Annotated in this window: 16 protein-coding genes; 7 read left to right on the top strand and 9 right to left on the bottom strand. The window is 38.6% G+C overall.

Annotated features, from left to right (window positions below):
* The first annotated feature begins 9 nt into the window (after positions 1-9).
* Entirely contained in the window at positions 10-915 is a 906-nt protein-coding gene (locus tag ON073_RS05155) for an SMP-30/gluconolactonase/LRE family protein (protein ID WP_274760794.1), read from the top strand.
* A 62-nt stretch (positions 916-977) separates the two neighbouring features.
* Here the strand turns inward: ON073_RS05155 and ON073_RS05150 are convergent, their stop codons facing one another.
* The 6 genes from ON073_RS05150 to ON073_RS05125 all read right to left on the bottom strand — a co-directional run bounded on the left by ON073_RS05150 (position 978) and on the right by ON073_RS05125 (position 8,833).
* Positions 978-1,568, bottom strand: coding sequence for a CBS domain-containing protein (locus ON073_RS05150; RefSeq protein ID WP_274760793.1), 591 nt, complete (start codon positions 1,566-1,568; stop codon positions 978-980).
* 51 nt (positions 1,569-1,619) lie between these two features.
* Positions 1,620-1,895 carry a hypothetical protein gene (locus tag ON073_RS05145; RefSeq protein WP_274760792.1) on the bottom strand — a complete coding sequence of 92 codons (276 nt, stop codon included), beginning with the start codon at positions 1,893-1,895 and terminating at the stop codon, positions 1,620-1,622.
* 176 nt (positions 1,896-2,071) lie between these two features.
* On the bottom strand, positions 2,072-3,175 hold the full coding sequence (locus ON073_RS05140) for a PepSY-associated TM helix domain-containing protein (protein WP_274760791.1): 1,104 nt from the start codon (positions 3,173-3,175) through the stop codon (positions 2,072-2,074).
* Between the two features lie 69 nt (positions 3,176-3,244).
* Positions 3,245-5,380 carry a TonB-dependent siderophore receptor gene (locus ON073_RS05135; RefSeq protein ID WP_274760790.1) on the bottom strand — a complete coding sequence of 712 codons (2,136 nt, stop codon included), beginning with the start codon at positions 5,378-5,380 and terminating at the stop codon, positions 3,245-3,247.
* A 288-nt stretch (positions 5,381-5,668) separates the two neighbouring features.
* Entirely contained in the window at positions 5,669-6,766 is a 1,098-nt protein-coding gene (locus tag ON073_RS05130) for an NAD(P)/FAD-dependent oxidoreductase (protein WP_274760789.1), read from the bottom strand.
* Positions 6,767-7,003: 237 nt separating this feature from the next.
* The gene (locus ON073_RS05125) at positions 7,004-8,833 is read right to left on the bottom strand and encodes a serine hydrolase domain-containing protein (protein ID WP_274760788.1); all 1,830 of its coding nucleotides are present in this window, start codon (positions 8,831-8,833) and stop codon (positions 7,004-7,006) included.
* 155 nt (positions 8,834-8,988) lie between these two features.
* On the opposite strand from ON073_RS05125, the gene ON073_RS05120 reads away from it, so the two are divergent.
* A complete protein-coding gene (locus ON073_RS05120; protein ID WP_274760787.1) occupies positions 8,989-11,106 on the top strand; it encodes a winged helix-turn-helix domain-containing protein in 2,118 nt (705 codons plus the stop codon).
* Between the two features lie 25 nt (positions 11,107-11,131).
* Here the strand turns inward: ON073_RS05120 and ON073_RS05115 are convergent, their stop codons facing one another.
* Entirely contained in the window at positions 11,132-12,595 is a 1,464-nt protein-coding gene (locus tag ON073_RS05115) for a DEAD/DEAH box helicase (protein ID WP_274760786.1), read from the bottom strand.
* 210 nt (positions 12,596-12,805) lie between these two features.
* Here ON073_RS05115 and ON073_RS05110 point away from each other — a divergent pair, with 210 nt between their 5' ends.
* The 5 genes from ON073_RS05110 (at position 12,806) to ON073_RS05090 (ending at position 19,995) form a co-directional block, all read left to right on the top strand.
* On the top strand, positions 12,806-14,017 hold the full coding sequence (locus ON073_RS05110) for an ABC transporter substrate-binding protein (protein ID WP_274760785.1): 1,212 nt from the start codon (positions 12,806-12,808) through the stop codon (positions 14,015-14,017).
* 9 nt (positions 14,018-14,026) lie between these two features.
* Complete coding sequence (locus tag ON073_RS05105; RefSeq protein WP_274760784.1) at positions 14,027-17,389, top strand: response regulator; 3,363 nt, start codon at positions 14,027-14,029, stop codon at positions 17,387-17,389.
* A gap of 374 nt (positions 17,390-17,763) precedes the next feature.
* The gene (locus ON073_RS05100; protein ID WP_274760783.1) at positions 17,764-18,069 is read left to right on the top strand and encodes a hypothetical protein; all 306 of its coding nucleotides are present in this window, start codon (positions 17,764-17,766) and stop codon (positions 18,067-18,069) included.
* A 242-nt stretch (positions 18,070-18,311) separates the two neighbouring features.
* Positions 18,312-19,208 (top strand): radical SAM protein, encoded by an 897-nt coding sequence (locus ON073_RS05095; RefSeq protein WP_274760782.1) that lies wholly within the window; start codon positions 18,312-18,314, stop codon positions 19,206-19,208.
* Position 19,209: 1 nt separating this feature from the next.
* The gene (locus ON073_RS05090) at positions 19,210-19,995 is read left to right on the top strand and encodes a hypothetical protein (RefSeq protein ID WP_274760781.1); all 786 of its coding nucleotides are present in this window, start codon (positions 19,210-19,212) and stop codon (positions 19,993-19,995) included.
* On the opposite strand, the gene ON073_RS05085 is transcribed toward ON073_RS05090, so the two are convergent.
* Positions 19,934-22,954 (bottom strand): glycosyltransferase family 2 protein, encoded by a 3,021-nt coding sequence (locus tag ON073_RS05085; RefSeq protein WP_274760780.1) that lies wholly within the window; start codon positions 22,952-22,954, stop codon positions 19,934-19,936. The two genes, ON073_RS05090 and ON073_RS05085, sit on opposite strands and share 62 nt — an antisense overlap.
* Positions 22,914-23,762, bottom strand: a complete 849-nt coding sequence (locus ON073_RS05080; protein ID WP_274760779.1) for a glycosyltransferase family A protein — start codon at positions 23,760-23,762, stop codon at positions 22,914-22,916. The genes ON073_RS05085 and ON073_RS05080 overlap by 41 nt, the downstream gene beginning before the upstream one ends.
* Positions 23,763-24,013 lie beyond the last annotated feature (251 nt).

Raw genomic sequence — 24,013 nt, 5'->3', positions numbered from 1 at the left:
GGAATAACAATGAAATTAAACATAGCAAGTGCACTAATTCTGGCATTATTTGCCGCCCATGCAAGCAGTAGCACGTTATTTGAGACCAGTGACTGGGTGAAAGATAACGCGTTTACCAATGGCGTGGAGGGACCTGCGGTTGATTCGCATGGTGTGTTATATGCGGTGAATTACAACCACCAAGGCACAATCGGTAAAGTGCTTGGTAAAGATAAAGTTGAGAAGCTCGTTACGCTTAAAAATGGCTCTATCGGTAATGGCATTCGCTTTGATAAAAAAGGCAATATGTATATTGCTGACTACGTTAATCACAATGTACTGACAATTACCGCGAAAGACTTAGCGCAAGGCAGCGAACTCTCAGACAAAGTTAAGGTGTTTGCCCATAATGCAAAAATGAATCAACCAAATGATCTCGCCATTATGGAAAACGGTATTTTATTTGCGAGCGACCCAAACTGGCAAACCAGCACAGGTAATTTATGGCGTATAAACCAACAAGGCGAAACGAGTCTATTAGAGGCAAATATGGGCACCACTAATGGTGTTGAAGTAAGCCCAAATAACAACACCTTGTATGTGAACGAAAGTGTGCAGCGCAAAGTATGGCGTTATGATCTTGACGGCCAAGGCAATGTCTCTAATAAACAACTGCTGATTGAATTTGATGATTTTGGCCTTGATGGAATGCGCACAGATAAAGCCGGTAACTTATATATTGCACGCTATGGTGCAGGTGTTATTACAGTGGTTTCTCCTAAAGGTAAATTACTAAGAGAAATAAAACTAAAAGGGCAATTTCCAACTAATGTGGCGTTTGGTGGTAAAGACGGGAAAACCGTATTTGTAACCATGCAAAAACGCGGCGCCATTGAAACCTTTAATGTGGATATTTCAGGCAGAAGTTTTAAGTAACTAAATACCAATAAAAAGCCCAGAACTTAAGCTGGGCTTTACTAATTGCAAGGAACAGGCGTTTAAATTTCGCTGTGATTGACCAGAGAATCAACTAACTGGCTGAAGGTCTTGGCGCTTTTAGCCTGATTAAGTGAATAGCCTGTGATCTTTGCTATATCGATTAAATCAAAATAACCGCGTAATTCACTTTGATTAGCACCTGTTACCAGTAAATATTCGTAACTGGCTTTTTCCATGGTTTTTAACACGTCGCCTACTTTGGCATTGGCGAGTGTTGTTTCCGATACGGTGTCAATCTCTTCTAATTTCACCATAATGTCGCCAATTGTAAGCTGTGCACGTGTTAAGCCTTTTTTGCTTGCTATTTTAAGTACATAGCTGCTGGCTAAACGTGCTTTTGAAATAACCCCTTTTAATTGATTTTGGCTATCAACTACAAAACTAGTACGCATATGGGTTTTTTCTAAAATGCGGTTGGCATCATCCAAATTGGTGTCTATATCGATATATTGCAAAGGTTCAAGATGGAACCCGTGCATTACAAATGACGCTGGGCTTGAAAGTGACACACTAGTGTCTACATGAACTTGAGCAAATAAACTTGCGCCATCAAGAAGCGGTTTTGTTGAAAATGAAGTGAATTGGTTCATAACGACCACCTTAATAATACTGTTAGATTTAAGACAAAATATGAATAAAAACTAGCAGTGTAGAGGTGGTGCTCTTATAGGTTTAACCGCGCTTGGCGAAAAGACAACAGAACTTACTTTTGAGGTTGGTTGGAAGTAGTTAGCTATAAGGTTGTTGCTAGAATTTAACTCTAACGCAACATCATCTAAATCAAGTTGATTCTGATTAAGATCTTCTGAAATATCAGAGTTAATGACGGATGCTTGTACATCGCTGGCAATAACAGTAGCAGGGCTTAGACCAAGCGCCATAAACACCACTGTAACTACAAACAACAAACGAAGCATAAGGTACAACTTTAAAATTACTTATAAATTAATAGTGGGACTGTCCGCACAATAATTCAACATCTATTTTTATAAAAAATTTATTTAATTTTTATTAAATTTCTTAACTTGCTGAATTTAATTGCTATTTATGCTTTTTCGTTGCCGAATATATTTATAATCGGCAACGGGCATAATTACGAGGTGACGTACTCATTTTTATGTTGCATTCGGCGTTTGGGTTTTCTGCGCTTAAGCCATAAATAGCATCCGGTAATCGCAAATATGAGCGGTGTTAAACCGATTAAACACCAAATTATACGGCTCGGTAACCCTGCAAAATAGCCAAAATGCAGTTTGCGAAAGCTATCTACCGCAACTAAAAAAAACGGTGCTTCGCGAATATCATAATTAGGCAGTTGTTTTCCTGTTTCTTTATCAAAGCTCACCGTTGAAGCATATTCGCTTGTAACAAAGCTGGTATTTGCAACTTCGCCAAAAAACGTGATGGGTAAGTCGGGTTCATAAGGGAACATTAAATAAGTCGCTCTAAAACCACCCATTTGGGTTTTAGCGGTTGCCATTAAGTTGTCGATAGATAATTGATGGTTATATAAAGGACCTTGAACTAAATGTGGTGGTTCATCCGCATGCTCAAATTCATGATGGATGATCTCTGAAATATTCCAATACACCCCTGTAAAGCCCAATATCAGTAAAATAGGGGCTGACCAAATTCCCACTAATTTATGTAAATCACTGAAAAAGGCCATACGCTTAACTTTTACACGTAAGGTAAAAAACTTCTTCCAAAACTGGCGATAAATAATGAGGCCAGAAATGCCCATAAACATCAAAATAAGCGAAATAGTGCCTGTAAACCAAAGCCCGACGTCGCCAATTAAAAACTTATAATGTAAGTCTAAAAGCCAATCGGTGAGGTAAAAATCGACCGCTTGAGGGTTGGATCGGAGAACACCTTGGTATTGATCTAAATAGATTTTAGACCAGGTATCTGTGCCGTGTTTTAGTACATAAACTCTATCTGCAGTTTTACCATCGTCAAACACTTCCCAACTACCAATTTGATAGTTAGGCAAATTTTGCTTAATCGTATTGTGAAGACTATCGTAGCTAAGACGTGTACCTGGCGCGGCAGTTACAGTGGCAAGCTTTGGCATTATGAAATGATCAATTTCTTCTTTGAAGACTAAAATACTGCCTGTTAGCGAAATTATAATCAGCGGTAGGGCAATGACTAACCCGCAGTAGCGATGCCATAAGTGGAGTTTCTTTTTCATAATTCGGTGACGTCCGTTTATAAAAACAACAAAAGGCCGCATAGCGCGACCTTAACGTTTTGAGTTTTATTATAGTGACCAGTTAAGTGATAATGCGTAGTTACGCGGTGCACCGTAGTAACCTTGTGCCCAATAAAGTGAGTTAACGTATTTTTTATCAAACACATTGTTCACATTGGCTGTAACACTTAATTGTGAATTAATTTCGTAGCTTGCCATAAAGTTAACTAGGGCATAGGCACTTTGCTCCGTGACAACACGAGGAGCTTGTTTCTGTACGCGACTAATATCGTCTTGCCAGCGCATATTCATACCAAACGATAAGCCCTCAACAAACTCAGCGTCGTATTTGGCTGCAAGTTTAAATACCTGCTTTGGCGTGTAATTTTTAACAAGTTCAGCAGATGTATTACCCGCATTTACCGTATCTGAAACATCAATATCGGTGTAGGTATAGCCTAAGTTGGCACTCACGCCGTAACCAAGTTCACCACTTAGCTCAAGTTCAAAGCCTTGTGATTGAATGCCCGGTGCAGCCATATGTACGGTATTGTCTGGCGTTGAGTTTTCAGCATCTGCAACGGCAATGTTTTCTTGCTCAGCATCAAATAATGCAACGTTTAACATCATTAAATCGTTAAACAGCTCAGTTTTAATACCAATTTCTTTGGTGTCGCCACTTATAGGGTCAAGCGTTTGGCCAGAAATATCTTGCTCTGCTTGTGGGGCAAACGTTTCGCTGTACGATACGTAAACATTAATATCGTCGTTGATTTGATAAACTGACCCTAAGTGCGAAGTGGTGTCGCTTACATCGCGAGATTTGTTTTTCCCGTAGGATAAACCGTCTGTTTCCCAAGCTGTGTGGCGAATACCAGCAAGTAGTTTTAAGTCATCTGTAATTGAAAAACGTGCAGAAACGTATTCTGAAATTTGTTCACTATCAACACGAGAGCCATTTAAGCCATCTTTTAACACTGGTACTGGCGCTACACCATCCCAGTCATTTAGATTTGGCATTGCAGGGAAACCATTACCAGTTGTGTAGTCGTATAATGAGCTATCTTGGTATGCCATATCAGCAACGCTCGCACCTGCAGCAATTAAATGCTCTTGACCAAATAGCTCAAAACTGCCTTTTGCATACACATCAAACAAGTTAAGGCGATCTGTTAGTTGGTAGTCACTTGCATAGCCGGTCAAACCTAAACCAGTTTCAGCATCCGGCGTACCATAAACATAAAATAGATTAGAGTCTTGCTCTGTTTGAGTATGCGCATAACGTGCGATTACACTCCAGTTATCACCCACAAGTTGTTCTAATTCTACAAAGGCTTGTTTTGATGTGTTATCCCAATACGCCCAATCAGCAGCGGTCGAAGTAGATGTATCGTAATTGGTTGGTTGTCCTTTTGAATCATATAACGCAAGCGCGCCCCAAAGTGGGCTATCGGCGTCATTTTGCTGATAAGTAAGGCTAGTTGTTAGGGTGGTTGTGTCCGTCAGGTTTAATTCAGCAATACCGTAAAATACGTCACGCTCTACGCTGTAACGGTCAAGGTATGAATCGCGTTTTTGTTTAACAACTACAGCGCGGCCAGCAGCAAAGTCATTTAAGCGGCCAGAAACGTCAACATCCAAACGCATATTCGACCAAGAACCTGCAGTAATTGACACATCTGTACGTAAGTCATCGGTAGGACGTTTACGAATAAAGTTAACTGTGGCAGATGGGTTACCGGCACCTGTCATCATGCCGTTCGCACCCATAACTACTTCAATTCGTTGGTAAATGGCGGTATCTAACGTGCCTTGAAGAGAGCCGTTTTCTTGTGGTAAACCTAACCCATCAACTTGGAAATTGGTGATATCAAAACCACGTGCTTTGTAATAAGTACGATCGGTTTCAATTTTCTCAACAGATACACCTGGTGTGGTTTCAAGTACTTGATTAACATCATCAAGTGAAAAGTCGTTCATAAGGGCACGGGTAATTACGCGCACCGATTGAGGTGTTTCTTTGATTGAAATACCTAGTTTTGAAGCGGTTTCTGCTTCAACTGCAAGGTAGTTTGAATGGTTTTTTCCTAAAACCTCGATTTTTTCGATGCTTTTATCCGTTTCATCGTTGGCAAAAAGGGGAGTTGCTAGTACTGAAGAAGTGGCAACAAACAAAGTACTTAATTTAAAAGCACGAGATTTCATATCAAAAGACCTAACATTGAGAGTAAGTAAAAATTTCGCGGACATGTTAATCTAAATAATAATCGATCTCAATATCATTATTGTGTTATTTTCATTTGTACCTTATATGGTGTTAATTTGGCTTTAAAACTGAATACTGATTGTTTTTGTCGTTTTAAAAATATCGCTAAAGAAGCGCTTGAAGTGAAACGCTGTTGGCAAGAAGTGGGGCTATTTAGTTACCCGACCAGAAAGAACGGGTGATAAGTCCAATTATTTTTAGATCAAACAGGTTAGATAGAGAGGGAATTATTCGCCAAGTTGGCAGCAAACATACTCTGCTATTGCAAGTGAAGCGGTTAAACCTGGTGATTCAATTCCAAATAAATTGATAAGTCCTTGTATTCCATGATCGCGATGGGATTGGATTACAAAATCTTGCTGACCTTTTAATTGCAGTTTTGGCCGAATACCTGCGTAATCTATATGTAGTTTATTGGGGTTTAGCTTTGGCCAATAGCGCTTTATAGCAGTAACAAATTTGGCTTTTTGCTGTTCATCTGTTTGGTAATTAAGTGAATCAATAAACTCAGTGTCTGGACCAAATTTAAGTTGACCCATCAGATCTACTGTTGCATGAATGCCTAAGCCATGCTCCTCTGGTACAGGGTAAATTAGGTGTTTAAATGGGTGACTACCTTGGTAGCTAAAATATTGCCCGCGACAATAATAAAGCGCTGGTATGTAAGAGTTTGGCAGTCCTTCAATCGTTTGTGCAACCTGTTGTGCGAAAAGCCCAGCGGCATTTATCAGATTGCGACAGTTAAGTTGCATTATCTCGCCATCACAATCGAGAGTAACAATAAATCCGTTGGAGCACTTTTTTGCGTTTATAAAGCGAGTTCTTGCGACGTATGCGCCATTATTTTGTTCAAGTTGGGTTATTAGCGAAAGCATATATTGATGGCTATCGATAATACCTGTTGAAGGTGAAAAAAGGGCAGCAACTGCGTTAATTTCAGGTGCGTAGCGTTTAATTTCAGTTGCGCTTAGCCAGCGTAAATCATTAACACTATTATCATTAGCGTGCTGTTTTATTGTTTCAAGTTTCTCTGCATCGTCATTATTTGTTGCAATGATAAGTTTGCCGATTTTATGAAAAGGCACATGAAATGATGAGCAATGCGGGTACAGACGATTTTTACCAGAAACACACAGTTTCGCCTTTAAGCTGTTTTTGGGGTAATAAATACCAGCGTGGATCACTTCACTATTGCGGCTAGAGGTATGCTCACCAAAATGTGCGTTTTGTTCAATTACAATTACATTTTGTTGTTTACTCAGCTCAGCAGCTATGGCTAAACCGATTACCCCTGCACCAATGATTAATGTATCGATGGATTCCAATGAAAAACCTGAAAAAACCTATATTGAGTACCAGATTAACAATTTGGTTGTGATGTGAAAACTGTTTTTCACGATTCATACTTTTTAAAGAAGCATGCTAAACGATCCCACTATGAAGTGTGGAATCGTTTTGTGCACAAAGTGATATTATTCACTTAACTTATTGTTTCAAAAGTAAAAGTCACATATTGCATGTTGTTAGTTAACTTATTACTCCGGGTTCAGGTTAAATAAGGCTTATGCCCAAGTGCGAAATCCAATGGCACCATGCCATGCTAAATAGATAACAATGATGCTTTGTAAAGAGGTAAAAATCAGAGAGATAATAAAAAACGTTTTATGCGTTAGCTTCGATTTAACCAAATATAAGCAGCGAAGTGATAAAGCATTAGTTACCAGTATCATTACACTGCTTAACAGGATGCCGAGTGAGAAAATACTCAGTGTACCTAAGCGTGCAATTGGTTCGGCTAAGCCTAATCCAATCAATACTAAAAATAGCAAGCTTGATAGCGCGGCAGATGACACGTTTTTGCGAAGTGATATGGCAAATTGGTTGGTAAGCTTCTTACGCTTAACTTGAATTGGCCAAATAATGCTGTAAAAGCACATACCCAATAATAGTATTAGCCAAATAAATAAAATGATTTTATCTGACCATGCATTGAGCGCGGAAACTGGCTTAAATACACGATCGCCATAGTGAAAAACAAGCCCTTCGATGGGATCAATACCTTGCTTCATTACTACATTTCCATGGCTGTTTTGCCAATCACTTTGACCATTCAATGTAAGAGAGCGCTGCCAGCCAGGCGGAAAAACTTGCTTAAAAGAGGCGCCATCATGTGTTATGTGTAGTTTGTTAAATGCAGTAAGGCGCTCAAGAAAGTAGCGGTTTTGGAAGCGCGGATTGATATATTGATAATAACCAGATTGTTCTATTAAAGCCGCTGGGATAGGGGAAGGCGTTTGCGCGTTTGTGTCAGTATATTTTTCTAACGATTTACTGATTGCAAAACCAATTTCTCTAATTGCTCGAGCATTATCACTGTTTTGTAATAACACAAACCCCGCATTGAATTCTGGCGAGTAAACGAATTCAGTCATCCAGCCAGGCAATGAGCCATCGTGACCGCGATATTTTACACCCTTATAAAATCGTGCTGAATTTGTAACACCGTAACCAGCATCAAATTTACCCACGTTGGTAGAATGTGAGAATCCCATTCTGCTAAGCATGCCATCACTTAATACTGTAGAGTCTTTTTTTATAAATAGCGTTAACAGCTTTGCCATGTCGGTAATTGTTGATGATACCGCACCCGCTGGTTTCATAAGAATGTGTTTGTAAGCGACAGGGTTATGTTTCCTATAGCCTGTTGCTAACGCTTCTGATTTAAAGCCTTCATAGGTCGTATTTTCCATCGCAAGTGGCTTGAGAATGTGTTCTTCAACGTAACTTTCAAAAGTAACCCCTGTCACTTTTTCGATGATCAGTGCGACAACAGTTGATGCTGTGTTGGTGTAAGCATGGCGTGTGCCGGCAGGCCAACGAGAGGTGCGGCTTTCGGGGTTAATCGCCAGCACCTGCTCTAATGACATAGGTGGATTATTGGAATAAGCAAATTCGCTTAACGATATTTCTCTCCAACCTGCTGTATTTTCCAATAAATGGATCAGTTTAATGGGGTGGCTATTGGCCCATGGATTATGATATTCCAAATCAGGTAATAAGGTTTGGAGTGTATCGTCAAAAGACAGTTTATTTTGTTCAACTAATTGCAATGCAGCAATCCCAACCAGCAGTTTACTCACGGAACCAATTCGGTATTGTGTGGACGTTGTAGCTTGTAGAGCCTGTTTTTGATTGGCTTTACCGATTACCTTGATATATTGCGGCTTACCCGGCTCTATGATTGCGTATGCAATCGAGGGTATTTTATGTTTTTTTACTATTTCACTAATTTGTTTATCAAGCGCATATTTGTTGTTTGCATAGGCTAGATTGGTATAGCTAAAAATTAAGCTTGTAAGTAACAAACTTATCAAAAAATACAAAGATTTCACGTATTCACCTTTTGATTATTAATTACGACGAAGAGATGGCAACATGATTTGCTTAATGCTTTTCTAAATTCAAAGAAAGTTTTGTTATGTCTTGTGATAGTATGCAAAAATAGCGTGTTCACAAAAAGTCACAACTCAATAAGGTATTGTTTTAAATGGAAGAAAATAATGAAATACGCACAGGGTATCGCATTGGTGAGTTTGAGTTGTGCACTACCTCTGAGCAATTTTTTAAACAAGGAAATCGTATTGCGATTGAACCGCAGTTATTTAGCTTGTTGCATTTGTTGGTTACAAACCACGCTAATATTGTTTCGCGAGAGCAAATAGAAAGTGCTGTTTGGGCAGGGCGTCCTGCAACGGATGAATCGATTCGGGCTGCGATTAAAAAACTACGTGATTTATTAGGTGATAATGCGCGTGCACCCCTATTTATTAAAACAATACCTAAACAAGGGTATAAATGGCTGGCGTCAGTTGAGAAAATCACTGCCTCATCGTTAGAGCAAAAACAACAGCGCAAAGGTTTCAAGCCAGTATTAATCGTTTTGATGATTATGGTATTGGTACTTTTATTCTGGATTTTTAGCCCAAAACACGTTTCTGAAGCTGCGCCACAAAACATTATTGAGCGATTAACCACGTTATCTGGCTCTGAAATATTTGCTGATTACAATAAAGCATCACAACAATTGGTGTTTCTTCACCGCGAATCAAACATCAGTGCGCAGCAGCTTTATATTAAAGATTTGATTACAAATGAAATTCAACGTTTAAGTTGGGACGATAAACACTATACTGATAGTTTTTGGTCGCCAGATGGTAAGCAGTTAGTCTTTACATCTGGCTTTGGTCCGAAGGTAAAACACTTTGTCGCAAGTTTCGATGAAAACCGCAATGTCACTGAAGTAACACCGTTTGAAATAACCGCAAATACGCCAAAATACATTCTTGGCTGGCAAAATGACCAGTCTGGGCTATGGCTTGCAGATGAAGTAACGAATCCAACCCCTCACAGCATTTATCGTTTTGATTTTAAGACGCAAGAATTAGAACCAGTGTCTTTACCCAATGTTTCTGGTCGTGGTGATTACTATGCTGCGCAGTCAAAAAATGGTGAGCAGATAGCTATTTTGAGAGAAGTCGAAAACAATCAATCATCTTTAATCATTGTGGATTTGACGAGTAACGATTTGATTGCAAATCACTTGCTGCCTTTTACGGCAAACCGCATGGTATGGTTGTTTGATGATAGCGGTGTGATTATTAGTAACTTTTTTGGTCAAGCTGCCACGTTCAAGTTGGCAAATAACGGCTTTGCTTTTGATATCGATCTTCCCCCTAATGCAATTGATATTTACGCAAGTTGTGGCAAACGCTGTTTGATCTTAAGACAGCACAATGGTGACTACTTGGATTTAAAAGAAGTACCACAGCCCCAAATAAACCTAGTGAATGAGAGCGAAAAACCGCACCTTTTTAATACTCGGGTATTGAAAAAAACTGGCGCGCAGGACTTACCGCAGTATGTGGGTGAGCGTAAAGCGCTCGTTTATGCTTCATTAGAGAATAATCAGCTTGCCTTGACGTTACTAAATGATAACAACCAAGAGCAGGATATTGTTGCGTTTGCTACGCCAGAAGGGCTTAGTGCAATAGCTGCTTCTTTTGATGGAAATCGAGTTGCGGGAATTATTGATGGGCGCTTATTTATTGTTAATGATATTCACTCGATAAAAACAACACACCCGCCAAAGTTTGTAAGTAAAGCGCTTGAGCGTTTAGAAAATCCAGTATGGCATGAAGATAATGTTCATTTATACCTTGCTCATTATGTTGGTAATTCACCTGCCATTATTAAATTGAATACGCAAACTAATGAACGAAGTCGAGTTATTGATGGGTTTTTGAGTTTTAAAAAGAATTCGGATAATAAAAATGCAGTTGCAATTGATCCAAGCTTAATGGCGTGGCATTTAACAAAACAAGATGGGCAATGGCAAAAAGTGAATGCGCTCGGCAAGGTGCACTCAGCAAATGTGCATCGTTGGGATTACTTGGGCGATGTGTTTTATTACACAAAATTGGAACAGCGGGTTGGCTTGCTTTGTCAGCGAACAATTAAAGCCCAAACAAGCGTAGGTGAAGGGCAATGTACCGCGATAGGTAAAAACATGTTTCGCTTAAATTTTGATATTCAACCAAACGATTCCACCCTAGTTATGGTGGAATCGTTAAGTGCACAAAGTGATATTATTCGTTTAACTTGGTAAGCATACTTACACTATGCTTTGCAGCTTATTTGTTGGCGTTAAATTTCACATTATTTGGCTTACGTCTTGGGCGTTTGCTTTGCCCATTGTTTTCACTTTTTCCTTTGCCACTTTGTTTTGGTTTATTAGCATTGCTTTGCCCATTGTTTTCACTTTTTCCTTTGCCACTTTGTTTTGGTTTATTAGCACTTTGTGGTTTAGATTTTTGTGATGTATTTTTCTTCTTTGGTTTGCTTGCGGCTTTTGCCTCGGCTTTTACCTTTTCGTTGGTACTCACGTTTTCTTTTGGCTTTTTCGGTTTCTTCGGCTTTTTAGCTTTAATTGGACGCGTATCTAATTTTGATTCTGGTACAGGGTTTTGTGGTTCAAATCCAGCTTCAATTTTACGCGGAATAACTTCTTGGATAAGTCGTTCAATACCAAATAAGTCTGCAGCTACGTCTTGGGTTACAAATGAAATTGCTTCGCCTGAAGCACCTGCACGGCCAGTACGGCCAATGCGGTGAACGTAATCTTCATACACATTTGGCAGGTCAAAGTTAACTACGTATGGTAGCTCTTGAATATCAAGGCCACGCGCTACAATGTCTGTTGCAACCAGTACATTTACATCACCTAATTTAAACCCGTTAAGGGCATTCATACGTGCACTTTGGCTTTTATTACCATGAATTGCTGCGGCATTAATTTTTGCTTTTTCAAGGTCGCGTACTAAACGGTTGGCACCGTGTTTGGTGCGGGTAAATACCAATACTTGGCGCCAGTTATTGTTTTTAATTAAGTGTTTAAGCAGGCTAGTACGCTTACTTTTATCAACCGGATACGCCCATTGGGTTACTGTTTTTGCAGTGGTGTTTGCTGGGGCAACCGAAATTTCAATCGGGTCGTTAATTAGGCCTTTTGCAAGCGCACGGATATCATCAGAAAAGGTTGCTGAAAACAGTAAATTTTGACGTTTTTCAGGCAGTGCTTTAATCACACGTTTAATGTCGTGAATAAAGCCCATATCGAGCATGCGGTCAGCTTCGTCGAGTACAAAAAGTTCAAGCTGATCAAACTTCACAGCATTTTGCTGGTAAAGATCAAGTAAGCGGCCTGGCGTGGCAACTAAAATGTCGCAGCCTTTGCGGAGCTTTAACATTTGAGGGTTGATTTTGACCCCGCCATACACGACCTGACATGAAAGCGATAAATGCTTTGAGTAGGTTGCAACACTTTGCCAAACTTGTGCTGCAAGTTCACGTGTTGGCGTAAGAACCAGTGCTCGCACTTGGTTACTACGAACTTTTGGCCCTTTACTCAGCATTTCTAGCATTGGCAGTGTAAAACCAGCGGTTTTGCCTGTGCCTGTTTGCGCCGCAGCCATTACATCGCGACCTGTTAAAATTGCAGGGATTGATTTTTCTTGAATTGGGGTAGGGCTTTCATAACCTTGCTCTTTTATTGCTTGATTGATTTCAGGGCAAAGATTTAAGTCTGAGAAATGCATTTTTAGTAACTCTTGTGACGGCGGCCGAGCAGGGTACAGTATATAAACGATTAACGCAATTTAACTGATGTTCAGCAAAGCAAATAGTCAAAGTAGCCGTTTTGAAATGTAATGTAATAATAATTAATAAAATGATGCGGTTATCAATTTCACTAAATTAGCTTTTATTGACTATTGTTTATGTAACGAGATACCAAAAAGACTTTAAAAATGCAGTTGATATGCCGATTTACCTTATTAGCTTTGTTGTTAACGTCATTACAAGTAGTTGCTGAAAAACGCGTTTTCAATATTTATCACGATTCTGATTATTCAACGCATGGGCAGTCGGCAAATGCAATGAAAATGGGCTTTATGACGGCGCTTTCTCAACAACAAGTTAACTTCGAAAATATCGAGTTTAATTTTATTGAGAAAGATCACCGCGGCAACAGCAATCGCAGTTTGCGACATATGAAGCAGTTTTTAGCAGATCCAAATGCTTTATTTGTGCTTGGTGGTTTGCATTCTCCTCCCTATATCAAATACAAAAAATTTATCAGTCAAAACGAAATTTTATTATTAGTCCCGTGGGCTGCTGGTGGGCCTATTACTCGACATGCTGAGCCGGATAATTGGGTATTTCGCTTATCGGTAGATGATACTAAAGCAGGTTACAGAATCGTTAGCTACGCAAAACAACAGCTTAATTGCCAACGGCCACATATGTTATTGGAACAAACGCCTTGGGGTAAGTCTAATTTCGCAACGATGAGTAAAGCCCTCGCACAACAAGGTGAACCCAATGTAACTTGGTTTAGTTGGAATACAAAGTTAAACAAGGCAAAAATTATGCTGCGAGATATTGCCTCAGGCAAAGCTGATTGCTTGCTGTTTGTGGGTAACGCAGTAGAAGGTAAACAATTTGTTGAAGCAATGGCGAGTCTGCCTTCAAGCATCCGTATACCAATTATTAGCCATTGGGGCATTACAGGAGGTGAATTTTTCAATAATGTTAAACAGTATTTGCTAAAAGACGTAGATTTAAGCTTTATTCAAAGCTGTTTTTCACTTCGTGATGCACAGTCAGAACTTGCCAAGCAAGCGGTTAAAAATGCAAAAATACTCTTTCCAGAGCAGTTTAAAGATGCAGCAACATTACCAGCCCCAGCAGGGTTTATTCATGCGTATGACTTGGCGAATGTATTTTTCAATGCGTTAGCTAAAATACCTCTGAATCATGATATAAAAACCACGCGAGCTTTATTACATCAACAACTCGAAAACTTACAACAGCCAGTAAATGGGCTGATAAAAACCTATAAACAGCCATTTACTGTTTGGTCGAGCGACTCTCCAGATGCTCATGAAGCGCTTGGTTTAGAAGACTTATGCATGGCTAAATACATGCCTGATGGCGGTATAAATGTGTTTGAAAATTAAGAGAGTGTAATGAGTAAAGATACGCGCAAAGCACAGCTATCCGTTAATCATGCTTTTTTGCTTTTTGTATTATTGAGTTTGCTTTTATCTGTAGTAGTAAGTGCTGTATTGGTTGGTTACACAACTGATAACAATATGCGTCAATACCACAGCAAAACGGCGCAAACAGAAGCGCAATTAAGTGCGCGTTATGTTCAGCAATTTTTAGAAACACGATTACAGCTACTTCATGACCTAGCAAAGCAACCAATGCTTATAAACGGTGTTATGGGTTCAGATATATCAACCGCTTCACTATCAGATTATTTAGATACTTATCAAATAGTAGGAAATAAAGAACCAATTTGGATGATAAATATTGCTAATGAGCTGGTTTATAGCAATACAAATCAGATTCCATTTGAACTTGATAGTGTGTGGCTTGAAAAACTTTTGCTAGATGAAAATAGGCATGCAGTTTCTTTAATTGAACAACAAGGAGTAGCAAATTTTTTACTTGGTGTGCCAATAAAATACAATGAAATGAGTGAGGGGGCACTCGTTGTTAGTTTTAAACCGAGTTTAAATCTGTTGTTAAAAGATGTAATAAATAGCGATACCTATGCAGTTACACTTACAGGAGACTGGCTTGAGTTTTCAACAATAGACAATTCGCTAGAATATCAATCAGTTTCCTCTTACATGCTAGGGGATTCAGGGTTAACTCTAGATTATAAATTTAATAGTCAACTAGTTGAACAAAAAGTCATGAATGTTATTGGCAAAATAGCATCTGCTATTGTTGCTAGTTTGGTTATTGCATGGATTGTGTTGTATCTGATTGGTCACAAATTACTGTTAGATCCCTATCGGCGCTTAGCGCAATCAGAACGCGCCATAAAACAAAGTGAAGAGCGTTTTAAAGTTGCCGTTAAGGGCAGTAATGACGGGCTTTGGGATTGGGATTTAACAAAAGACAGCGTATTTTATTCGCCTCGTTTTAGAGAGTTGATAGGCTATGAGGGGGATGATGAAAAGGCTTTTCCAAGCACATTAACCAGTTTTGAGAATGCACTCCACCCTGATGATAAAGTGCGCGTGGATGAGTGTATTAAACAACATTTACAACATAATACTCCGTACGATATAGAGTACCGTTTGCAAAATAAAGACGGTAGCTATCGTTTTTATCGTGCCAAAGGTACAGCGCTTAGGGATGCAAAAGGTAATCCGACACGTATGGCGGGATCATTAACAGACATTACCATTCAAAAGCGTGACCAAGATGCATTAAAAGCAGCTAAAGAAAGAAACGATTTACTTGCTCAAGCCATTGAAGCGTGCAATTTAGGTATCACAATTTCTGATGCAAAAGCACCCGATATGCCACTGATATTTTTAAATAGTGGCTTTACAAAAATTACTGGCTACGGGCAAGAGGTAATAGGGACAAATTGTCGCTTTTTACAGGGCGATAAAACCTCACAAAAGGCAGTAGGGAAAATTCGCACTGCACTAAACGAAAAATCAAAACTGCGTGTTGAGTTAGTTAATTACCGTAAAGACGGCAAACAATTTTGGAATAGCTTACAAATATCACCAGTGTTAGATGACAACAAAGAGCTTGTTGCATTTGTGGGTATTCAACAAGATGTGACAGAAAGAATTGAAACAAACAAAGCACTCGAACAAGCAAAACTGCAAGCCGAACATGCAAATAAAGCGAAAAGTGAATTTTTAGCATCGATGAGCCATGAAATTCGCACCCCAATGAATGGTGTGTTGGGCATGCTTAATTTATTACAAAATAGCGATCTTTCAAAAGAGCAACTTCACCGTACAAATGTGGCGATTAGTAGTGCAAATGCATTACTTAATCTATTAAATGATATTTTAGATTTTTCAAAAATAGATGCAGGAAAACTCGAACTTGAAAGCCTTGAGTTTGATTTGCGCGCTATGCTTGGTGAGTTTGCTGAGGCAGCAGCAATTCAAGCACATCAGAAGAAGCTAGAGCTAGTGCTTGATATTACCAATGTACATACCAAAGCAGTGAAAGGCGATCCAAATCGTCTACGGCAAATTTTACATAACTTGGTTGGTAACGCGATTAAATTTACTGCCCATGGTGAAGTCGTTATTAAAGCGAGCCTGACAGAATATGATGATGCGTTTTTGCAATTGCAATGTGAGATCTCCGATACGGGAATTGGTATTTCTGCACAGCAACAAGAAAAACTGTTCAAGTCATTTTCCCAAGTTGATGCGTCAACAACACGAAAATACGGCGGTACCGGGCTTGGACTAGCAATCGTTAAAAAACTATGCACATTAATGGATGGTGATATTAGTGTACAAAGCGAGTTTGGCAAGGGCTGCTGCTTTAAGTTTTCAATACTATTAGGCAAAATACAAAGCGAGTTTGGCAAGGGCTGCTGCTTTAAGTTTTCAATACTATTAGGCAAAAGCGACTCGTTACAGGCCGATATTCCAACCGTTGATATTTCAAAATTAACGATTTTGATTGTCGATGACAACAAAACTAATTTAGATGTATTGCGTGGGCAGCTAGAATTTTGGGGAGCCACCGTTATAGAGGCAATGTCAGCTGAGCAAGCAATTGAAGTGTGCGAAGAGTATTACGATGCACATCAAAAATGCTTTGATATTGCCTTTTTAGATATGCAAATGCCTGATGTAGATGGGGCGCAACTTGGTCAAATGATTAAGCAGCATGTAAATCTTCATGCGACCAAGCTTATCATGATGACATCAATGAACCATCAAGGGGATGCAAACTTCTTTGCTAATTTAGGCTTCTCTGGATATTTTCCGAAGCCTGCTACCACATCAGATTTATTAGATGCGTTAGCAATTGTTGAAGAGGGCGGCGCTGCATTTAAACAAGCAAATCCACTTGTAACACGGCATTACATTCAAGCACTACAAACTAAGCACAGTGATGAGCTAATCGATTGGGATAGCCAAATTCGTATATTATTAGCCGAGGATAATCAGGTAAACCAAATTGTAGCACAGAGCACACTAAATAAGCTTGGACTGATGGATATAACTATTGCTGAAAATGGACAAGATGCCATTTCTACCCTATCAGCTTGTAATAATGAAAAACCATTTACCCTTGTATTAATGGATTGCCAGATGCCAGAAATGGATGGTTACGATGCAACAAATGCAATTCGAAGGGGCGAAGCTGGCAGCTTTTATCAAAAAATTCCTATAATCGCCATGACTGCAAATGCCATGGTGGGTGATAAAGAAAAGTGTTTAGCTGCTGGCATGGATGACTACATCTCAAAGCCCATTGTTGAAACCAATTTACTCAATAAATTATTAACTTGGTTACCTCATCAATCACAAGCACCTGAATAGGCTCAAAACTTGGCTCTTGAACTAATATTTTTTAAGATATTGTAAAATAGAACAATCTAGGTAAAGCTGAGTTTTTGATTTGCAGGTAATTGAGGCAGTAATATATGAGCAAGGAAAGTAAAGAATATAAAGTACTCGTCGTATGCATGGGTAGAATACCCTTGGAAATCGAGAGGTTTTTTATTTAATATAATCAATGGTTTATATCATTGAAATATATTCCCCATAATTCTCCTACAATTCCCCACAGAAAAATATGTACTCCCCACTCGCTCATACTTGCTCAGTAAAACTAGACTCCTTAGATCTTCAACAATAATTTTCATGGTCTGTTCCTAGTTAGATTTGAACTAATAAAAAAAGGAATAAAGAATATGAAACGAATTTCGACCGTTGATTTATTAAAAGCAAATGATGATTTAGGCTCAGCAATTTACCTTGCAGAGAATGCACTTTGTGAATTAAACGCAGGGGTCAGTGAACTTACGTATGAGGACATTTGGAAGCGAACTCTAGATCCACATTACAGCCAACATGATGATTTTGAATATGAGTTGTGTAAACGCTTGTTTATAAGTTATCTGACAATTTTTGATGAGCTAAGAACTACGCCAAATTTAGTTGTAGACCGTGAAAATGATTATTTTGATGACCAGCTCATTTTAGATTTTTACGACTAACTACCTTTGAATGGGCTTTTTTATGTTGGGAAATGTTATCAACTTAAAAAGCCCATACTATTTGACTATCCACTTGTAGGGCCGAAATAATCTCTTTAAGATTTTCAGAGTAAGAATTGAATAGTTCTTTAATAAGTTAAACTTTTAAACTTTAGTTGAGAAGATAATCCATCTTCTTTCCTTAAAAGCTGTATTGTCATATATGTTAGTATATTAACCTATTGTATAGTTAGAGGATTTTTATGTTAGGAAAACAAAAACAAGGAGGGTTTTACTATCCTAAAGACTACCCTAAGCGATTCATCACCTTTGTAAGTTTGTATTTCAAGATTAAAGCTTTTTATCGCTGGTTTAGAGTGCAATCGATTTGGACTTCATTTCTAGGTTTTCAGTATAAACCCTCGAAGGATCTCATTGAAATTGATATTACCTATTTATGCAATTTAAGGTGCAATAATTGTAATCGTTCTTCGGCACAAGCCCCTGAAGCTTCACATATTTCATTAGCTGATATTCGAAAATTTGTAACAGAAACCATTGATGGGAAAAGACATTGGAGGCGAATTCGTATTTTAGGAGGGGAGCCTACATTGCATCCTGAGTTCCTAGACATTATACAAGTACTTTTGAAGCTCAAAGAACAAGGTTATGCAGATGTCATTGAGGTTGTTAGCAATGGGTTTGGCCCTAAAGTCAAGCGAGCGCTCGCACAAATACCCGATGGTATTGAATTAGAAAACTCAGAAAAAGCCGGTAACACACAACCTATGTTTGGCCCTTTCAATCTAGCACCGAAAGACGATTACCTTCATAAATTTAGCGACTTTCGTCATGGCTGTGACATCATGCATAGCTGTGGTATTGGTCTCACACCTTTAGGTTATTTTCCCTGTGCGGTGGCTGGAGGTATTGATCGTGTAACGGAAGGTGGCTGCGGGCGTGACCATTTACCCCATGATTTCGACGAGATGCGTGATTTATTAGCTCGCAACTGCCAACTTTGCGGCCGATTTAAAGATGGTCACTACGTCCCTGAAAAGCTCAGACCTGCTCTTTTGGAACAAAAAACTTCTCGTTCTTGGCTCGCGATTTATAAAGCGTGGCGAACTAGAAAACACCAAGAACAAAAAGACACATAACATGCCTAATTCAATTGACTGGTCTGTTGTTGGCAATGGGCCAATATTAAGTTCTGATTTGCTACAAGCGAGCTATACAATTGGCTTTAACCAATTATTACGTCGTCCCTTTAATATGGTTGTCCATAATTACAAAGAAAGAGGGCAGTCCAAAAGAATTGGTGTCCAGGGCGATCAATATAGTGAACAGCTCCTGCCACATTTCATTGATACTGCAAATTTTTTGCAAGATGAGATCGGCTGTTGGCCTTCTTTGGGTCTTGTGGTTCTCACTACAGGGGTGAAGCTTCAAAAAAAAATAGCTGTCCAGCGGATGGACTTATTACCATCGCTAGCACGCCCTGTGGATTTAGAGAACAACATGCCATTGGCCGCGAGTTATCATAATTGGCTAGCAGAACGTCGGTACGCTTTTAAGCTATTGAACGAACTTGACTGGCCACAATTAGAATTGGTATTACATAGAGATCCTGTTTTACCTGTTAAATACAAAAGAAATTGCTTACGCGAACTTATAGAGTTGTCTAGCCTTAAAAAAACACAGGCGCGAGATTGCATAAATTGGCTTTGCAAACTTCCTTTAGAAATATGGATTGAGTCAATAAAGCATGCCAACATTGCTGACATAATCGCATGTGACAACGTTTTCATGCTTTCTCGATCCAGTCGGCTTACCAAAAACTGGTGGCTATACGATAGTGAATACTCGATTAAAATAGACCAGATCAGGACTTTATTGGCTCAAGCTCAGGCATATTGTTATGCGAAGAGAGCGCTTTTCTGCTGAGTAGGTCGGCTAAAAGACTTTTCTGATATTGTTTGTATTCAGTGGGATAATCTTCGCGCTCATGCCAATAGGCATAACCAATATCAATATAAATAGGGCTAGCTGCAACTTCGCACAATGGCAGCATAGTCGCAAAATCGGTCACACAATCAAACCATTGACCATCTGCTTTTTTAAATTGGGAATTGGGGATTTTCATGAAGCATGCTTTTGTAAATGCCCGCAAGTGTGCCCATACATTAGCACCATATTTATTTCGACTTTGCCGATAATCCGGTTGATACTGTTTTAGAGGTTTATTTGGTCTGAACATTGGCATTTGTACTACATCATGTCCTTTCTTCAAAGCTTGCTTGAGCGTACAGACTACTTTCCTTGACATTAAAAAGTCATCTTGGTCAAGCACTACGATCATTGAACTGGGAGCAACGCAGACTTCGTATATTGCTTGAATAAAATTTGGCATTCGACCTTTATGCTCTATATGCCGAATCATCGTCGTTTTATTTTTTAACGATTGAAATAGTTTTGGATATGCCCAGGAGTGGGTAATACTGCTTCCGTCATCAATAATTATTACACCAAATTTTTGGTCCTCTTGAGAATTTAATGAATTCACACAACGCATAAGCTTCTGGTAAGAAGTATTTCTTCCTTTTAGTAAGAAAATAATTTCTTCATTACGATACTCATAATTCCATTTAGCATCACCTACCAAGTCGAAAGACTCTTGTTGTTCCGCAGGAACTTTACCCTGAGCAATTAAATCGCGAATAACTCCCGATTGTAATCGCTCCTTATCTATATTACATGGGTGCACATAAAAAGTACTTGGGTTACCGCCTCTTACTGAGCGAAGTTCACCACTGTTTTTTTCATGTCGCTGCATAGCTCTGTGCCAGGTTAATTGAAAATTACCATTGCTCACTGGATTAACAATTGGTAAAGCTTGCTTAAATTTTACTAAATCAATCATGCCAAATCGTACTTCTGGAGCGAATTGCCCTGGCTCACCAAAATAAGGTAAGAATTTTGATGAATATTTAGGTATGTTGAATCCAACACTTTGCACGTCTGGCTTTTGTAATTCTGCAAGCATGTCGGCCACAAAGTCATGGTGCCAGTTTTTTCTCCCGATCAATACGTCACAATCGCACTGCAGTACATATCTTGTTTCTATTTGGTCAAACGCCCAGATTTGATTATATAGTGGTGCATTTTTACTTGTATGCGTGTCTATTATTTTTGTGTTGTTAAACCAAGTTTTGTAGGTGTTTTTAATGCTTTCTGTAGAATTAGGTGCCGATACAAAGTTGTTAATGACTCCATCTTGTACAAGTTTTAATGCTTGCTCTAAAAGTGAGTCTAAATTTGGTTCGTCGTATTGCCTTAAAAAAGGACCCTCAAATAGGTCTATGAGCAATAGCTTCTTTGCAAACCTTCTAGGAAACTCTAATTGCGTGACTATATGGCATATTTGTTCATAAAACCCATTAGCATCTTGTGCGCATGCTTTAATTAATAGCGTAGTATTCTTGTGTTGAGTTATTGTTGGTTTTACTCGCTCTAGTTCAGTATTAGTTTGGTGTAATTGTGTAATTAATGTTGCATAAAATTTTTTAAACCCGTCTAAACCCTCTAATGTCTTTTCTTGTGGGAGAATAGATTTGCGTCTTGCTAGTTCGAAGTCACTGTATTCTAATACACCAATCGCATAGAGGCGTGCGGATAGATCTATAAAGTAAGATGCATTTAACGGCTTCAAGTCTTTTCCAATGTCTACATAGTGCAAATCACCATTAGGGTGATACATTAGATTGTCTCGTTTGATATTGGTTGGTGCGATACCCCCCAAGTAACAAGCTCTAAGGAACTTAACTATTTTTTGATATGGAATTGAATTAGATACAGGGATATATTTTATTATTTGAGACTTAAACAGCCATAATTCATTTTCCTGTATAAAATCCCCTTGTACTATAGGTAATGAAAAGTTTTGCGTGAGTGTCTGAAGGCGAATAACGTCTTCAGATTTTATTCCCCAAGGGTGAAACTCTTTGATAGCTTTGTTATTAAATTCATAAACCACTCCTTCCATTCCAAAGCCAAGAAGGGTTAACCCCTGTGTTCGTAATGCGAATAGTTTTTTTACAACATAAGCAAGCTTATGGCGTGTTTCAACCCAGCTGTTATTGGTTTTATTTTCTTGTGTTGTATTACCATTGATATTGTATGTGCAATAGAGAGAGTTTTCGGCTAATGCGACTTCGTTAGGCCTAAGAAGCAATAACATTGCTACTAACCAATGGTCCTCTGCACTTTTTATATTTGGATAACGGACGCCGATTTTGTTAGCTAGGATTAGATTACATGACGGTAATTCGTGTTTCTCTTGACCGTGACAAAATCGGTCAATAAATTCTACTAATGTTGCTGGTTCGTTTATCCAGTTTTGTAGTGGATAGTTGATATTTGGGTCTATTCTGCCTTTTCTACTCAGTTGATTGCCAGCTAAAACAATACTCTTTCCTTGTTGCTCTCCTATATTGATTACTTCTTGTAAACTTGAAAACATTGCAAGCTGATCATCCGCGTCGAGTCTTGCAATCCATTGGACAAAATTTTGAGTATCGGCCCAATCTAAAATTGTATTACGAGCTTGTGAGGCGCTCCCACAATTAGCTCTTATTAATGTAATATATGATTTGTCAGCAATCTTGACTAAACGCTTGATATTTTCCTCATTTGAGTGGTCATCAAGGATAACAACTTGGACTCTTTTTTCATGGAATAAACTTTGTTCTTCTATACTTGTTAGTGCTTGAACTAAATTCTGTGACTGATTTCGGTGATTAATTGCCACTAATACAGGTGCAGTGTCGTAAGGCGCTGAACATAATTTTATTGTTTTTATATTCCTAGTTGTTAAGGTGTTTTTGAGGTTTTGATCTGTGTTCAATTAATTTATTCCCTATTTCAGCTTGAATCTCATCACGTTTCCATTCAAATAAATGCTCGATGCGATTGAAAAACATATCCTTTTGCCTATGACTCATACGATTATTGTATTTTATGTAAAAATCACATACTCCAGATAATTTTTGAGGAGAGCGCTTTGCTGATAAAGCGTCATCTCGGTTGTTAATTGTCCAATATACAGTTGCTTGGTGAGTAAATGCGATAGAGGGAGAAAGATCGAGCACGCGTATTGCTAAATCACGATCGTTACAGCTTATGAGTCCGTTTGTAAATTTACCTGCATGGTTAAGTAATTCTAAACTAATAAATGTATTTGAACCTTGCCACCCAGGATTTCCAATTAAAAAATCATCGCAATTTAGCGTTGAAGGTATATTAGTAGCTATAACCTTATGACTCTCTACAATATTTATTCCAGATATAACGACTTCTGCATTGCTACTATTTGCAATACACTTAGTTAAATGGTGGGTATCCCAAAAGTCATCATCATCTATTATAGCTACAAAGCTTTTGGGGAAATTAATTGTTAGATAATCGATGCCTGTATTCCAACTACCTGCGGCCCCTTTGAGATATTTATTTTCTAAAACTACAAGCTGTATTTTTCCTAAAGTATCTCTTAATCGAATCGTTTCGGATTTTGAAAGTGGCTTTTTATCACTGACTATTACAACGACATCTGGTTTTTTTGTTTGTGCAACAATAGAAGGAAGAGATGTTTCTATTAAGCAATTGAATCTTGGGCTTGTGGCGATTAACACCGCTAATGGTTTATTTTCTTCCATACAGGATGTCATTTTGTCTCACTAAAATTTCCTGAATCAATGTCGATCCGCAGCTCTAGTAATTGCTCAAGCAGAATTTATTATTTTCGCTTATTGTTGGAGCTTAATCAGATTAAGAATAATAGATTCCAATCTCATTAACCTTCTGTTTTAAAAGGTTTATGTATAGTTTTTGATTTGATATTAACAACTTGAGATTAAACAGGTCAAGTATAGCAAGATTATTAGTTAGATTTTTACGACTAACTTAA

Source organism: Pseudoalteromonas sp. G4 (assembly GCF_028875915.1).
GTDB lineage: Bacteria > Pseudomonadota > Gammaproteobacteria > Enterobacterales > Alteromonadaceae > Pseudoalteromonas.
This window is presented reverse-complemented; position numbering and strand designations above follow the sequence as displayed.